General features: G+C 72.4%; 13 protein-coding genes. 8 read left to right on the forward strand and 5 right to left on the reverse strand.

Annotated elements, in window-relative coordinates:
• Positions 1-8 precede the first annotated feature (8 nt).
• The 5 genes from ACFU5F_RS00820 to ACFU5F_RS00840 form a co-directional block, all read right to left on the reverse strand.
• Positions 9-1,097: a 2-oxoacid:ferredoxin oxidoreductase subunit beta gene (locus tag ACFU5F_RS00820; protein ID WP_383880103.1), complete on the reverse strand. Its 1,089-nt coding sequence runs from the start codon at positions 1,095-1,097 to the stop codon at positions 9-11.
• Positions 1,090-3,027, reverse strand: a complete 1,938-nt coding sequence (locus ACFU5F_RS00825) for a 2-oxoacid:acceptor oxidoreductase subunit alpha (protein WP_383880104.1) — start codon at positions 3,025-3,027, stop codon at positions 1,090-1,092. Before ACFU5F_RS00825 ends, ACFU5F_RS00820 begins: the two co-directional genes overlap by 8 nt.
• A gap of 344 nt (positions 3,028-3,371) precedes the next feature.
• Complete coding sequence (locus ACFU5F_RS00830) at positions 3,372-4,031, reverse strand: response regulator (protein WP_383880425.1); 660 nt, start codon at positions 4,029-4,031, stop codon at positions 3,372-3,374.
• A gap of 813 nt (positions 4,032-4,844) precedes the next feature.
• Positions 4,845-6,176, reverse strand: a complete 1,332-nt coding sequence (locus tag ACFU5F_RS00835; RefSeq protein WP_383880106.1) for a sensor histidine kinase — start codon at positions 6,174-6,176, stop codon at positions 4,845-4,847.
• Positions 6,177-6,381: 205 nt separating this feature from the next.
• Positions 6,382-7,602: a sensor histidine kinase gene (locus ACFU5F_RS00840; RefSeq protein WP_383880107.1), complete on the reverse strand. Its 1,221-nt coding sequence runs from the start codon at positions 7,600-7,602 to the stop codon at positions 6,382-6,384.
• Positions 7,603-7,890: 288 nt separating this feature from the next.
• On the opposite strand from ACFU5F_RS00840, the gene ACFU5F_RS00845 reads away from it, so the two are divergent.
• Genes ACFU5F_RS00845 through ACFU5F_RS00880 form a run of 8 tightly spaced genes read left to right on the forward strand, consistent with a single transcriptional unit; the run spans position 7,891 to position 15,140 of the window.
• A complete protein-coding gene (locus ACFU5F_RS00845; RefSeq protein ID WP_046920355.1) occupies positions 7,891-8,310 on the forward strand; it encodes an NADH-quinone oxidoreductase subunit A in 420 nt (139 codons plus the stop codon).
• Positions 8,301-9,056 carry an NADH-quinone oxidoreductase subunit NuoB gene (nuoB, locus tag ACFU5F_RS00850; protein ID WP_383880109.1) on the forward strand — a complete coding sequence of 252 codons (756 nt, stop codon included), beginning with the start codon at positions 8,301-8,303 and terminating at the stop codon, positions 9,054-9,056. Before ACFU5F_RS00845 ends, nuoB begins: the two co-directional genes overlap by 10 nt.
• Positions 9,053-10,531, forward strand: a complete 1,479-nt coding sequence (locus tag ACFU5F_RS00855; protein ID WP_383880110.1) for an NADH-quinone oxidoreductase subunit C — start codon at positions 9,053-9,055, stop codon at positions 10,529-10,531. The genes nuoB and ACFU5F_RS00855 overlap by 4 nt, the downstream gene beginning before the upstream one ends.
• Complete coding sequence (locus tag ACFU5F_RS00860) at positions 10,528-11,496, forward strand: NADH-quinone oxidoreductase subunit H (protein WP_383880112.1); 969 nt, start codon at positions 10,528-10,530, stop codon at positions 11,494-11,496. Before ACFU5F_RS00855 ends, ACFU5F_RS00860 begins: the two co-directional genes overlap by 4 nt.
• Before the next feature lie 2 nt (positions 11,497-11,498).
• On the forward strand, positions 11,499-12,104 hold the full coding sequence (locus ACFU5F_RS00865; RefSeq protein ID WP_383880114.1) for a NuoI/complex I 23 kDa subunit family protein: 606 nt from the start codon (positions 11,499-11,501) through the stop codon (positions 12,102-12,104).
• A complete protein-coding gene (locus ACFU5F_RS00870) occupies positions 12,101-12,778 on the forward strand; it encodes an NADH-quinone oxidoreductase subunit J (RefSeq protein WP_383880116.1) in 678 nt (225 codons plus the stop codon). Before ACFU5F_RS00865 ends, ACFU5F_RS00870 begins: the two co-directional genes overlap by 4 nt.
• The gene (gene nuoK / locus ACFU5F_RS00875) at positions 12,778-13,173 is read left to right on the forward strand and encodes an NADH-quinone oxidoreductase subunit NuoK (protein WP_383880118.1); all 396 of its coding nucleotides are present in this window, start codon (positions 12,778-12,780) and stop codon (positions 13,171-13,173) included. Before ACFU5F_RS00870 ends, nuoK begins: the two co-directional genes overlap by 1 nt.
• On the forward strand, positions 13,170-15,140 hold the full coding sequence (locus ACFU5F_RS00880) for an NADH-quinone oxidoreductase subunit L (protein ID WP_383880119.1): 1,971 nt from the start codon (positions 13,170-13,172) through the stop codon (positions 15,138-15,140). Before nuoK ends, ACFU5F_RS00880 begins: the two co-directional genes overlap by 4 nt.
• The last annotated feature ends 1 nt before the right edge of the window (position 15,141 follow it).

The raw sequence follows: 15,141 nt of genomic DNA on the forward strand, positions 1-15,141 counted from the left end.
GTTCACCATCAGCCCACGACCGTCCACGTGTCCCCGCCCGCCAGCAGCGCCGACAGGTCGCCCTTGCCGAACTGCTCGATGGCGGAGTCGAGTTGGTCGGCCATCTGCGTGTCGTAGACGGGGCGTCGGACGGACCGCAGGACCCCGATCGGGGTGTGGTGGAGGGTGTCCGGATCGGCGAGCCGCGACAGCGCGAACGCGGTCGTCGGGGACGCCGCGTGCGCGTCGTGGACCAGGACCCGCGACTCGTTCTCGGGCGTCACGGTGACGACCCGCAGATCACCGGTCGCCTCGTCCCGGACGACCCCCCGCGCGCGGTCCGCCCCGAACCGGATCTGCTCGCCGTGCTCCAGCCGGATCACGGCCTCCTCCGCCTGCTGCCGGTCCTTGAGGACCTCGAAGGCGTTGTCGTTGAAGATGTTGCAGTTCTGGTAGATCTCCACCAGGGCCGTACCGGGGTGCGCCGCGGCCTGCCGCAGCACCTCCGTCAGGTGCTTGCGGTCGGAGTCGACCGTCCGCGCCACGAACGACGCCTCCGCCCCGATCGCCAGCGACACCGGGTTGAAGGGCGCGTCCAGCGACCCCATCGGCGTCGACTTGGTGACCTTCCCGACCTCGGAGGTGGGGGAGTACTGCCCCTTGGTCAGGCCGTAGATGCGGTTGTTGAACAGCAGGATCTTCAGGTTCACATTGCGGCGCAGGGCGTGGATGAGGTGGTTCCCGCCGATGGACAGCGCGTCGCCGTCACCGGTCACCACCCATACCGACAGGTCACGCCGCGAGGTGGCGAGCCCGGTCGCGATGGCCGGCGCCCGCCCGTGGATCGAATGCATCCCGTACGTGTCCATGTAGTACGGGAAGCGGGACGAGCAGCCGATGCCCGAGACGAAGACGATGTTCTCCTTCGCCAGACCCAGTTCGGGCATGAAGCCCTGCACGGCGGCGAGGATCGCGTAGTCACCGCAGCCGGGGCACCAGCGCACTTCCTGGTCGGACTTGAAGTCCTTCATGGACTGCCGGGCCGTGGCCTTGGGCACGAGGGAGAGCGCCTCGATCGTGCCGCCCGTACCCGCGCCTTCCGTGGACCTCTCAGCCATCGATGGCCTCCTTGAGAGCCGTGGCGAGCTGCTCCGCCTTGAACGGCATACCGTTCACCTGGTTGTACGAGTGGGCGTCGACCAGGTACTTCGCCCGGACGAGGGTGGCGAGCTGGCCGAGGTTCATCTCGGGGATCACCACCTTGTCGTAACGCCTCAGCACCGCACCCAGATTCCGCGGGAAGGGGTTGAGATGCCGCAGATGGGCCTGGGCGATGGACTCCCCGGCCGTCCGCAGCCGCCGTACCGCCGCCGTGATCGGCCCGTACGTCGAGCCCCAGCCCAGGACCAGGGTCCGGGCCTCGTGCGGGTCGTCGACCTCGACATCGGGCACGTCGATGCCGTCGATCTTCGCCTGCCGGGTCCGCACCATGAAGTCGTGGTTGGCCGGGTCGTACGAGATGTTGCCCGTGCCGTCCTGCTTCTCGATGCCGCCGATGCGGTGTTCGAGGCCCGGCGTGCCCGGGATCGCCCAGGGGCGGGCGAGGGTCTCCGGGTCGCGCTTGTAGGGCCAGAAGACCTCGGTGCCGTCGTCGAGGGTGTGATTGGGGCCCTGGGTGAACTGCACGGTCAGATCCGGCAGTTCGTCCGTCTCCGGGATGCGCCAGGGCTCGCTGCCGTTGGCCAGGTAACCGTCCGACAGCAGGAAGACGGGCGTGCGGTACGCCAGCGCGATCCGCGCCGCCTCGATGGCCGCGTCGAAACAGTCGGCCGGCGTGCGCGGCGCGACGACCGGTACCGGCGCCTCCCCGTTCCTGCCGTACATCGCCTGCAGCAGATCAGCCTGCTCGGTCTTGGTCGGCAGACCGGTGGACGGCCCGCCGCGCTGGATGTCGATGACGAGCAGCGGCAGTTCGAGCGAGACGGCGAGCCCGATGGTCTCCGACTTCAGCGCCACCCCGGGACCGGAGGTCGTCGTGACCGCCAGGGAACCCCCGAACGCGGCCCCCAGCGCGGCCCCGATGCCCGCGATCTCGTCCTCCGCCTGGAAGGTCCGCACACCGAAGTTCTTGTGCCGGCTCAACTCGTGCAGGATGTCCGAGGCCGGCGTGATCGGGTAGGAGCCCAGGTAGAGCGGCAGATCCGCCTGCCGGGAGGCCGCGATCAGTCCGTACGACAGTGCCAGGTTCCCGGAGATGTTCCGGTAGGTGCCGACGGGGAAGGCGGTGGCGGCCGGCGCGACCTCGTAGCTGACCGCGAAGTCCTCGGTGGTCTCGCCGAAGTTCCAGCCGGCGCGGAAGGCGGCGAGGTTGGCGGCCGCGATCTCGGGCTTCTTGGCGAACTTGGCCGCCAGGAACCTCTCGGTGCCCTCGGTCGGCCGGTGGTACATCCAGGACAGCAGGCCGAGCGCGAACATGTTCTTGCTGCGCTCGGCCTCCTTGCGGCTGAGGTCGAACTCCTTGAGAGCCTCGACGGTGAGGGTGGTCAGCGGCACCGGATGGACGCTGTATCCGTCCAGCGACCCGTCCTCCAGCGGGCTGGTCGCGTAACCGACCTTCTGCATCGCCCGCTTGGTGAACTCGTCCGTGTTGACGATGATCTCCGCGCCGCGTGGCACGTCACCGAGGTTCGCCTTCAGGGCGGCCGGATTCATGGCGACGAGCACATTGGGCGCGTCACCCGGGGTGAGGATGTCGTGGTCGGCGAAGTGCAGCTGGAAGCTCGACACGCCCGGGAGGGTGCCGGCGGGGGCGCGGATCTCGGCCGGGAAGTTCGGCAGGGTGGAGAGGTCGTTCCCGAAGGACGCGGTCTCGGAGGTGAAGCGGTCGCCGGTGAGCTGCATCCCGTCGCCGGAATCCCCGGCGAACCGGATGATCACCCGATCGAGTCGGCGGACGTCCTTCGTACCGGCCGGTTTGCGCTGTTCTCTCAGTTCTCCCGGGGCGGCCTCGTCGGCCTGCTCCGCTGGGCTGCTGACCTGGCTGGTCACTGAACTGGACCTCCCTCGGGGCGGCTGTCCGGGAACGGCCGTCCCGCCGGCCCTCCCAAGTCCAACCCTACGTCGGCAAGGATGACCTTCCCTTGCTCTTTCGCCTGATGGACGTTGTTTTGCCGCTGATCTGCGCCCGTGTTTGTCATGATTTACCCGCCCGTGTCACTTCCTCCGGAGACGCGCACCGCCCGGCGGGCGGTTCTCGCTCCGGGCGGTGAACGGCGATGCGGCGAGGGCGGGGCGAGGGTCGACGGGATGGGTGGCGGAGTGGGTGAGCGTCACGGGCCCGGGCGACCACCCCGCGTGACCGCCCTGCCTCTACCTGACACAGTGTCAGAGGATCATGAATTGAGGTAGGTGAGTACCGCCAGCACGCGCCGATGGTCCCCGTCGCTCTGGGACAGCCCGAGCTTCAGGAAGATGTTGCTGACGTGCTTCTCGACGGCTCCGTCACTCACGACCAGCTGCCGGGCGACCGCCGAGTTGGTCCGCCCCTCCGCCATCAGCCCCAGCACCTCCCGCTCCCTGGGCGTGAGCCCCGCGAGAACGTGCTGCTTCCGGCTCCGCCCGAGCAGCTGCGCGACCACCTCCGGGTCCAGCGCCGTACCGCCCCGCGCCACCCGCACCACCGCGTCCACGAACTCCCGGACCTCGGCCACCCGGTCCTTCAGCAGATACCCGACGCCGCGACTGGAGCCCGCGAGCAGTTCGGTGGCGTAGCGCTCCTCCACGTACTGGGACAGGACGAGGACCCCCAGCTCCGGATACTGCTTCCGCAGCTGTACGGCGGCCCGTACGCCCTCGTCGGTGTGCGTCGGAGGCATCCGTACGTCCGCCACGACCACGTCCGGGAGGTCCCCCTGCGCCGCGAACTCCGTGATCGTCTTGATCAGGGCGTTCCCGTCCCCGACCCCCGCCACGACGTCGTGCCCCCGGTCGGTCAGCAGCCGCGTCAGCCCCTCGCGCAACAACACCGAATCCTCGGCGATGACCACCCGCACCCTGTCCTCCACGCCTCGTCCCCCCACGACACCCGCCCCCCGACCGGCCCATGCTCCGGGCCCGCCCCGTACGACAGCCCCCAGCATTTCAGCAACGGGACCCCCGGACCCCGCGCAGAGGAGGGATTCAGGTCAGGAACGGCGGACAACTGGCCGAATGCCACCGCCGCCCCGCGTGCCGGGTGCCCGGCCCGCCTGGGATGAGGAGCGGGGCGCGCGGCGGACGGGAGAGGGTCAGGTGTCCGGCCCGCCTGGACGGGGGCGGGGCCGGGGTTGGAGCGGCGGACGGGAGAGGGCCGGGGGAGGGGATGAGGAGGGCAGGAGGGTCAGGCAAGGGGACGGGGAGAGCAGGAGGGTCAGGCAAGGGGACGGGGAGAGGGCGGGGCCGGTAAGGGGACAGGGAGGAAGCACGGAAGCGCGTCCAGGGCGGTTCCCCTGGACGCGCCGGCCGAGCCCGCCTCGCCTCGCGCGGGGCCGCGGCCGGGACCGCCGCCGCAACCGTCTGTCCTTGCAGATCGCGCCCCCGGCCATCCTGGCCACTCGGGCCGCCCCAGCCCCCGGGCCACTGGGGCCCTCCAGGCCACTGCGGCCCTCCAGGCCGCTCCGGCTCCCCGGTCACCGTGGCCCCCCAGCGCCCCAGTGCCCCAGTGCCCCAGTGCCCCGGCGCCCCGGTCACCGTGGCCCCCCGGCCTCTGGCCCCCGTGGCTCCCCGGCTCCTTGGCCACCGTGGCCTCCGGCCCCCTTCAGCCGATCGTCATCGACTCCCGTTGCCCGACGAGCCGCCCCTTCACCCGCGCCCGCCGCAGGCCCCCGTCAGACCGTCCGCCAGGGCAGCTCCGCCGTCACCCGGGTCGGGCCGCCGGCCGGGGAGTCGACGACCAGGATGCCGTCGACCGCTCCGATCCGTTCGGCCAGTCCCGCGAGGCCGGAACCGTGTCCGGTGTCGGCGCCACCCATGCCGTCGTCGGCGACCTGGAGCATCAGCCGGTTCTCGACCTTCCACACGTCCACCGTCGCCCGCGAGGCCCCCGCGTGCTTGCTGACGTTCTGCAGCAGCTCGGAGACGGTGAAGTACGCGATGCCCTCGATCGCCGGCACCGGCCGCGCCGGCAGGTCCACGTCCACCACCACCGGCACCGTGCACCGTGAGGCGACCGACGAGAGCGCCGCGTCGAGCCCGCGGTCCGTCAGCACGGCGGGATGGATGCCCCGCGCGAGGTCCCGCAGCTCCTGGAGCGCCGTCTTCACCTCACCGTGCGCCGAGTCCACCATCACGGCCGCCGCCCGAGGGTCCTCCGCCAGCTTCTCCTTCGCCAGCCCCAGATCCATGGCCAGCGCCACCAGCCGGGCCTGCGCCCCGTCGTGCAGATCCCGCTCGATCCGCCGCAGGTCGGCGGCGGCCGTGTCGACCACGACGCCCCGGTCCGACTCCAGCTCCACGACCCGCGCCCCCAGCCGAGACGGGCCGAGCAGCGCGCCCACCATCACCCGGTCGACCGTCGTCAGACCCCGCACGATCCACGGCGAGGCCATCGTGAAGACCAGCCCGACCAGCGCGGTCATGGTCACCTCGAACGGGTTGTCGAGGTACACGGAGTGCGTCTCGTCCCCGTACAGCTGCAGCCCGTCCTGCCCGGCCCACACCGGGAACACCCAGAACCACAGGGGGTACGTCAGCATCGCCCACCCGTACGTCCAGAAGGTGACCGCCACGACGAACGAGAACACCGACCACGGGAACTGGATCACCGCGTACAGCAGCTGCCGCCACGACGACCCGCTGCGCAGCACGGCGCCCATCCACGCCATCGCCCCGCGCCCCTTCGGGCGCAGCGGCTCCGGCGCGGACACCTCCGCCCCGAGCAGGGCCCGCGCCCGCGCACGCTCCAGCGCGCCGAACCCCCGGCACCCGGCCAGCCCCGCCGCCAGCACCGGGACCCCGAGGAACGTGATGAGCAGCCCCGCGCCGACCGACACCATCGTCACGGCGTACGTGAACAGCAGGATCCCGATCGGCAGGCCCAGCAGCACGTACCCGAACTCCCGCCAGCTGCGCGCCTCGATCGGCGCCCGCAGCCCGGCCGGCAGCCGGTGCCGCCGCTCCTCGCCCCAACTCCCGTACCCGTCGCCGTACTCCGTGGCCATCACCGTCGCCCGCCTTCGCTGTCCCGCACTCCCGATGTCGTACCCCCACCCTCCTCGCCCCCGCCCGCCGGAACCATGGAGCGGGTCGGCGTCTCGATGCGGGGGTTTTCCCCACCCACCCTCCCTGCCCCGCCCACCAGCCCGCCCACGACGAAGGGGCGCCCACGACGAGTCGTAGGCGCCCCTCACCCTCCCGCGGTCCGGCCTACCGCCCCCGCCAGGGCAACTCCGCGGTCACCGTCGTGGGCCCGCCCACCGGCGACTCGATCACGAACACCCCGTCGACCGCGTCGAGTCGTTCCGCCAGCCCGGCGATCCCACTGCCCCCGTCGAGCCGTGCGCCCCCGCGCCCGTCGTCCCACACCTGGATCAGCAGCCGGTCGTCCGATCGCCAGACATCCACCGAGGCGGCCTTCGCCCCGCTGTGCTTGCTGATGTTCTGCAGCAGCTCGGACACCGTGAAGTACGCGATCCCCTCGATCGCGGCGGCCGGCCGCGACGCCAGATCGACGCTCACCTTCACCGGCGCGGTGCACCGCGAGGCGACCGACGAGAGCGCCGCGTCGAGCCCGCGGTCCGTCAGCACGGCGGGATGGATGCCCCGCGCGAGGTCCCGCAGCTCCTGCAGGGCCAGCTTCACCTCCCCGTGCGCCTCCTCCACCATCGAGGCGGCCGCGTCGGGATCCTCCAGCAGCTTCTCCTTGGCCAGCCCGAGCCCCATCGCCAGATTCACCAGCCGGGCCTGCGCCCCGTCGTGCAGGTCCCGCTCGATCCGCCGCATGTCGGCCGCGGCCGTGTCGACGACGACCCCCCGGTCGGACTCCAGCTCCGCGATCCGCCGCTCCAGTTCGTCGGACGGCGACAGCAGCGACCGCACCATCACCCGGTCCACGTTCGTCAGCCCCCGCACGATGTACGGCAGCACCGGCCACGCCACGAACAGCCCCGTGAGGGTGATGACGAACGTCGTCACGGCCCACGGCATCCGGATCAGCTCGTACAGCATCGAACGCCAGCCGACGGGATCCTTCACGCTCATCCACACCTGCGCGAAGAACCCCTCGTCCGCCCGCCGCCCGCTCCCCCGGAACGGCAGCGGACTCGGCTCGTCCACCCCCACCCGCAGCAGCGCCCGCGCCCGCATCCGCTCCAGCCGTCCCAGCTGCCTGGCCCCCATCAGCGCGGCGGCGAGCAGCGGAAAACCGATCACCGTCAACGTCAGGAAGGCACTGGTGAACAGCACCGTCGTCACGTACACGAACCCGAGCAGCGCGCAGGGCAGGTTCGCCAGCAGGTGCGCGATCTCCCGCCACGTCTGCCCCCCGAAGGCGAACCGCGCCGGCGGCAGCGGCTCCGACGGCGTCTGACTGGAGGGCAGCGGACGACTGTACGCCCGCCCGGAGCCGGAGGTTGGGGATGCGGTCATGTCCTCCACCCTGCCCGCCCGCCCCGGCTCCGCGCCATGAGGCGGACCGCCCCGGCCGCCCTGGGGAAAACCCCACCCCACCCCGTGCTGCCCCATCCCGCCCTCTCTCCCCACGCCTCGCCCCGCCCCGGCGGTCCGGTACTCGGGAGCACCGACCCGTGACGGGCTGCTTACGCTCTCTTTAGCAGGGCCTAGACTCCCGTGCGTACAGATCGTCGAACAGCGAAGCACGTACGGCGTCCGCAACGCGTCCGTACGAATCGCCTGGCCAGGGAGCGAGGGACGGACGTGCCGGAACCGACCGTCGCCGTAGCGGCGCAGCCGACCGTCGCCGTCGCGGCGGACTACTTCCAGTCCTACTCGGTGGTCGGGCTGCTCGCCGCCGTGGGCGTGCTCTTCGTCGCCGTCGCCTTCGGCGCGGGACGCCTGCTGCGCCCCGAGGTCCCCACCCGCGAGAAACTCCTGACGTACGAGTGCGGCGTCGACCCCGTCGGCGAGGGCTGGGCCCACACCCAGGTCCGCTACTACGTCTACGCCTTCCTCTACGTCATCTTCGCCATCGACTCGATCTTCCTCTTCCCCTGGGCCACGGTCTTCGCGGACCCCGGCTACGGCGCGACGACCCTGGTCGAGATGTTCGTCTTCCTCGGCTTCCTCGCCGTGGGCCTGCTCTACGCATACAAGAAGGGCGTCCTGGCATGGACGTGACCCCAGAAACGAACGCGCCAGAAACGAACGCCCCAGAAACGAACGCGCCAGGGACGAACGGGCCGCGGACGAACGGGCCGGAGACGAGTCCGGCGGAGCCGCCGCCGGGCGCCTCGGGGCCCGTCCTCCTCCCGGAGCCGAAGCGGCTGGGCGCCCTCGCCCGTCTCGCCCCGGAGCCGATGAAGGTGATCCTCAACTGGGGCCGCCGCTACTCCCTCTGGGTCTTCAACTTCGGCCTCGCCTGCTGCGCGATCGAGTTCATCGCCGCGTCCATGGCCCGCCACGACTTCATCCGCCTCGGCGTGATCCCGTTCGCACCGGGCCCGCGCCAGGCCGACCTGATGGTGGTCTCGGGCACGGTCACGGACAAGATGGCCCCGGCGGTGAAGCGCCTGTACGAACAGATGCCGGAACCGAAGTACGTCATCTCCTTCGGCGCCTGCAGCAACTGCGGCGGCCCCTACTGGGACTCCTACTCCGTCACCAAGGGCGTCGACCAGATCATCCCCGTCGACGTCTACGTCCCCGGCTGCCCGCCCCGCCCCGAGGCCCTGCTCCAGGGCATCCTGAAACTCCAGGAGAAGATCGCCCGGGAGTCCCTGGGGGAGCGGTACGGCACCGGCGGCCCCGGTACGGCGGCCGGCCCGTCGACGGGGGCCCTGCAGAGCGGCCTGGTGAAGCCGCCCGTCCTCGCGCCCGGCGCCGGAACGGCCACCGGCGGCACCACCGAAGTGGGGGACAAGTGACCGGCTGGCTGCCCGCCCCCGCCGAGGAACTCTTCGGCCCCGAGGCCACCGCCGAGGAGTCGTACAGCGTCCTCACCGTGGACGTCCCGTCCGTATCCTGGACCGACGCGCTGCGCACGGCCCGCTCCACCCTGGGCTGCACCTACTTCGACTGGCTGAGCGCGGTCGACGAACCGGGCACGGGCTTCCGGGTGGCGGCGCACGTGGTGGCGCTGGCCCCGGTCCGCCGCCTGCTCCTGCGCACGACGGTCCCCCACGCCTCCCCGGTCCTGCCGACCGCCGTCGGCGTCTACGCCGGCGCGGCCTGGCACGAACGCGAGACCCACGAGATGTTCGGCGTCCGCTTCGAGGGCCACCCCGCCCTGGACCACCTCCTCCTCCCCGAGAACTTCGAGGGGCACCCCCTCCGCAAGGACTTCGTCCTCGCCGCCCGTGTGGCCAAGGCCTGGCCCGGGGCGAAGGAGCCAGGGGAGTCCGAGCACGGCGGCCCCAAGCGCCGCCAGATGCTTCCCCCCGGCGTGCCCGACCCCAACGAATGGGGTCCCCTCAAGGGCCAGCTCCCCCCGGCCCCGGCCCGCCCCGCCCGGGGCGCCACCCGCGCACCCGCCGACCGCCCACCCCGCCGGACCCGTACCGCGGCCGAGGGCTCGGCGGGCCAGACGACCGCCGCTCCGGCTCCGGACGCGTCGGGTACGCCGGTCACCCCGCGCCGCACCCGCTCGGCGGCCGAGGGCTCGGCCGGTCAGAGGGCTGCCGGCCCGGTGCCGGACGCGAGCGGCAGCCCCACGCCCCCGCGCCGTACGCGCGGCGCGAGCGAGGGGTCCGCCACGCAGCGCGCCCAGCCCTCCCCGGCCGGACCCGGCGCTCCCGAGGCCCGGTCCGCCACCGGTGAACGGCCCACCGCGGTGGACAGCCCCACGGCTGAGGGCCGGTCCGCCTCCGCCCCGCAGCCCCCTTCCGGCTCCGAGACCCCGCCCGGCTCCGAGGCCGCTCCCGGCTCCGAGGCCGCTCCCGGGTCCGAGGCTGCTCCCGCCGAGCGGACTTCTCCCGCCGGGCCGCGCCGCGCCCGCAGCGCGTCGGGAGGCTCGGCGAGCCGGCGCGAAGCGACCCCGGACGCAGCTCCCGGCCAGGCCGAGCCCTCGCCGCAGTCACGCCCCACCCGCCCCGCGCCCCGCAGCACGGACGCCCCGTGGCACCACGCCCGCCCGGCCTTCGACGCCCCCGAACGGCAGCCCGAGCCCGATCCGCAGCCCGAGGCCAGGCGCGAACCCGAGCCGCAGCCCGAGTCCGAGCCGCAGAACGACCCCGCGCAGGACCCCGAGCCCCAGCCGCAGGACGAGCCCGAGCCGCCCCGTACCGCCACCCACGAGGAGCCCCCGGACAACGGCACCGGCACCCCCACCGACGGCACCCCCACCGACGGCACCCCCCGCGACACCCCTGACCCCGAACCGCCCACGGGAGGCTCGCAGTGAACGACGCTCTGGACGTCGCCCTGCGACTCCTCATCGTCTTCGTCGTCTTCCTCACCTTCCCGCTGATCATCGGCCAGACCGAACACAAGGTGATGGCCCACATGCAGGGCCGCCTCGGCCCCATGTACGCCGGCGGCTTCCACGGCTGGGCCCAACTCGTCGCGGACGGCGTGAAGTTCGCCCAGAAGGAAGACATCGTCCCGGCCGGAGCCGACCGCCGCGTCTTCCAGCTCGCCCCGGCCGTGGCCCTCCTGCCGTATCTGCTCGTCCTCCTCGCCATCCCGATCGGTCCGGGCGAGGGCGCCGTCGGCGCGGTCATCGACGCCGGTGTCTTCTTCGTCCTCGCCGTGATGGGCGTCGGCGTCCTCGGCTCGCTCATGGCCGGGTGGGCCTCCGCCAACAAGTTCTCCCTCCTCGGCGGCCTGCGCACCGCGGCCCAGCTCCTCGCCTACGAACTCCCGATGCTGCTCACCGCCGCCTCCGTGGCGATGGCGGCCGGCACGGTCTCCCTCGTCGGCATCGTGGACGCCTTCGAGTGGTGGTGGCTCCCCTGGCAGATCGTCGGCGCGATCGTCTTCTTCGTCGCCGGCCTCGCCGAACTCCAGCGCCCGCCCTTCGACATGCCCGTCGCCGACTCGGAGATCATCTTCGGCGCCTACACCGAGTACACCGGCCTCCGCTTCGCGCTGTTCCTCCTCGCCGAGTACGCGGGCATCGTCGTCCTGTGCGGTCTGACCACCGTCCTCTTCCTCGGCGGCTGGCACGGCCCCTGGGGCGCCGACGGGCTCGGCTGGGTCTGGACCCTCCTGAAGACCGCCCTCCTCGCCTTCGTGGTCATCTGGCTCCGCGTGACCTACCCCCGGCTGCGCGAGGACCAGCTCCAGAAGCTCTCCTGGACCCTTCTCGTCCCCCTCTCCCTCGCCCAGATCGCCCTCACCGGCGTCGTCAAGGTGGTGATCCAGTAGCCATGCCCCCCATTCCTGGTTCCGGCCTCGCCAAGGGCCTGGCCGTCACCCTCCGCACGATGACGAGGAAGACGGTCACCGCGCAGTACCCGGAGGTCCAGCCCGAACTCCCGCCCCGTACCCGTGGCGTCATCGGTCTCTTCGAGGAGAACTGCACGGTCTGCATGCTGTGCGCCCGCGAGTGCCCGGACTGGTGCATCTACATCGACTCCCACAAGGAGACGGTCCCGCCCGCCGCCCCCGGCGGCCGCGAACGCAGCCGCAACGTCCTCGACCGCTTCGCCATCGACTTCTCCCTCTGCATGTACTGCGGTATCTGCATCGAGGTCTGCCCCTTCGACGCCCTCTTCTGGTCCCCGGAGTTCGAGTACGCCGAGACCGACATCCACGAGCTCACCCACGAGCGCGACAAGCTCCGCGAGTGGATGTGGACCGTCCCCTCCCCGCCACCCCTGGACCCCTCGGCCGAGGAACCCAAGGAACTGGCCGCCGCCCGCAAGGCCGCCGAGAAACTGGCGACCGCCCAGGCCGCCGAGACGGAACAGGCCGCCCAGGCCGCCGAGACAGAACAAACCGCCCGGACCGAGCCACCGGAGGGAGACGCGTGAGCCTCGCCGTCGCCGTCACCACGACGGACCCTGCCCTGGCCGCCTCCGCCCTGGCCGCCGTCGAGACCCGCGGCTTCCTCTCCCCGACCGGCGTCGAGATCGCCTTCCTCCTCGTGGGCCTGGTCACCTTCGGCGCCGCGATCGTCACCGTCACCACCCGGCAGCTCGTGCACGCAGCCCTGTGGCTGGTGGTGGCGCTCGGCGGGCTCGCCGTCGAGTACCTCCTGCTCACCGCCGAGTTCATCGCCTGGGTGCAGGTGCTCATCTACGTCGGTTCCGTCGTCGTCCTCCTTCTCTTCGGTCTGATGCTCACCAAGGCCCCCATCGGCCGCTCCCCGGACGCCGACTCCGGCAACCGCTGGGCCGCCCTCACCGTGGCCGTCGCCTCGGCCGCCGCCCTCGTGTGGGTCGTCGTCGACGCCTTCCGCACCACCTGGATCGACCTCGACGGCCCGGCCGCCGGCTCCACCGAGGCCACCGGCGAGAGCCTCTTCCAGAACTGGGTCCTCCCCTTCGAGGCCCTCTCCGTCCTCCTCCTCGCCGCCCTGGTCGGCGCGATCGTCCTCTCCCGCAAGGCGAAGCAGGACACCCCGGCCCCGGCCACCACCCCTCGCCCCCGCAGCGGCACCCGCACCGGCGACGGCACCGCCCACGACAAGGGAGGAGCCCGCTGATGCACCTCGCCTACCCCGTCGTCCTCTCGGCCCTCCTCTTCTGCACCGGCCTCTACGGCGTCCTCGCCCGCCGCAACGCGATCCTCGTCCTGATGTCGGTCGAGCTGATGCTCAACGCCGTCAACCTCAACCTCGTCGCCTTCGACGTCTGGCTGAGCAGGACCGCCGAGGAGACCCTGCACTCCGGCCAGGCCCTGACCCTGTTCACGATCACCATCGCCGCCGCCGAGATCGGCATCGGCCTGGCGATCGTGCTCGCCGTCCACCGCAACCGCGGCACCGCCGACATCGACAGGCTCCGCGACACCGCCGAGGGCCACGGGAGCGACGGCCCCGCCGAAGCCGGAGAACCCGGGCGACCCGAGCGGAGCGAGAAGGCTGAGGCCACCACGTGAGCACGACCACCCTCGCCGTCCTCGTCCCCCTCCTCCCGTTCCTCGGCGCCGCCGCCGGCCTGCTCCTCGGCCGCACCGCACCCGGCTTCGTCCGCCCCCTCGCCGTCCTCCCGACCCTCACGGCCTTCGCCCTCGCCGTGCTGGTCGCCCTGCGCCAGGGCGGTGACGCCGCGATCGACGCCGCCACCCGGCTCACCCCGACCGGCTCGGTCCCGATCGACCTCGCCCTGCACATCGACGGCTTCGCCGCGCTCGTCGCCGTCCTGGTCGGCCTCGTCGCCACCTGTGTGCAGATCTACTCGACGGGGTACCTCCGCGACGACCCGCGCTACCCCTCCTACGCCGCCCTCGTCTCCCTCTTCACCTCCGCGATGCTCCTCGTCGTCTACTCGGGCGACCTGATGGTGCTCCTGGTCGGCTGGGAGATCATGGGCATCTGCTCCTACTTCCTGGTCGGTCACTACTGGGAGACCCCGGAGGCCCGCGCCGCCTCCCTCAAGGCATTCCTGGTCACCAAGCTCGGCGACGTCCCCTTCCTCATCGGTCTGTTCGCCCTCGCCACCGACGCCGGGTCGTTCCGCATCACCCGGATCCTGGCGACCGTCGCCGAAGGCGGCCTCGACCACCCCACACCGGTCGCCCTGCTGCTCCTGGCCGGTGTCGCGGGCAAGTCGGCGCAGTTCCCGCTCCACACCTGGCTCCCCGACGCCATGGCGGGCCCGACCCCCGTCTCCGCGCTGATCCACGCCGCGACGATGGTCGCCGCCGGTGTCTACTTCGTCGCCCGCCTCCTCCCGGTGTTCGAGGCCTCCTCGGCGGCCCTGGTCGTCCTCGCCGTCATGGCCGCGGTGACCATGACCGGCTCGGCCCTCGCCGCGCTCGCCCAGGACGACATCAAGCGCGTCCTCGCCTACTCGACGATCGGCCAGCTCGGCTACATGACCGGCGCCCTCGCCGTCGGCGACCGGGGCGCCGCCGTCTTCCACCTCATCTCCCACGGCGCTTTCAAGGCGCTGCTGTTCCTCGCCGCCGGCGTGATCATCCACGCCGCAGGCACCAACTCGCTGGCCGCCATGTCCCGCATGGGCCAGCTGCGCGCCCGCGTCCCCGACGCCTTCTGGACGATGACCGTGGCGCTGCTCGCGCTCTCCGCGATCCCGCCCTTCAGCGGCTTCTTCTCCAAGGAGTCCGTCCTCGGAGCCGCCGAGCCCGTCCCCGGCGCCGCCGGCTGGACCGTCCTCGTCGCCGGAGTCGCCACGGCCCTGCTCACCGCCGCGTACGCCACCCGGCTGTGGCTGCTCGCCTTCCACGGCAAGGGCACGGAGGCCCCCGACCACGGCCGTGAGCCCCGCACGATGACCGTCGTGCTGTGGGTGCTGGCCGTTCCGTCCCTCGCCCTCGGCGGGTTGGCGTACGGCAGGCTCCCCGACTGGTTCGACGGCGACGGCCTGGCCCCCACCCTGACCACGTCCGTCGTCGGCACGGGCGCCGCGCTGATCGGAGCCCTGGTGACCTACGCGGCCTGGCGGTCCACCCGGGCCGAGGCCGCCCGCGTCCCCCTGGGCGCCGTCGCCGCCCATCCTCGGGCGGACGCCGGCACGGTCGAGGCGGAGGCCATCGCCGGCCACACCCCCGCCTACGGAGACGTGGCCTCGGCACCCGACCCGGCGGACCCGAGCCGCCGTCTGCTCGGCCCGCTGCACCGCCACGCCGCCGCCGGCTTCCACCTGGACGCCGTCTACGCGGCCCTCTTCGTCCGCCCGGTCGAGGCCGGCGCGCGTCTCGTCCGGTTCCTCGACCGCGAGGTCGTCGACACCTACGTCAACGGCGCGGGCACCCTGTCCCGCCTGCTGGGCGCGGCCGTCCGCCGGGCCCAGACCGGCAACGTCCAGACCTATGTGAGCGCGCTGCTCGCCGGCACCGTCGTCCTGGTGGTCGCCGCCCTCGTCGTCGCCACGGGAGCGTGAG

It is taken from the genome of Streptomyces sp. NPDC057438 (genome assembly GCF_042802995.1).
Taxonomy (GTDB): domain Bacteria; phylum Actinomycetota; class Actinomycetes; order Streptomycetales; family Streptomycetaceae; genus Streptomyces.

Coding starts and splice junctions, on each gene's coding strand:
- ACFU5F_RS00820 (WP_383880103.1), bottom strand. CDS start 1,097: ATGGCTGAGAGGTCCACGGAAGGCGCGGGTACGGGCGGCACGATCGAG.
- ACFU5F_RS00835 (WP_383880106.1), bottom strand. CDS start 6,176: ATGGCCACGGAGTACGGCGACGGGTACGGGAGTTGGGGCGAGGAGCGG.
- ACFU5F_RS00840 (WP_383880107.1), bottom strand. CDS start 7,602: ATGACCGCATCCCCAACCTCCGGCTCCGGGCGGGCGTACAGTCGTCCG.
- nuoB (WP_383880109.1), top strand. CDS start 8,301: ATGGACGTGACCCCAGAAACGAACGCGCCAGAAACGAACGCCCCAGAA.
- ACFU5F_RS00865 (WP_383880114.1), top strand. CDS start 11,499: ATGCCCCCCATTCCTGGTTCCGGCCTCGCCAAGGGCCTGGCCGTCACC.
- nuoK (WP_383880118.1), top strand. CDS start 12,778: ATGCACCTCGCCTACCCCGTCGTCCTCTCGGCCCTCCTCTTCTGCACC.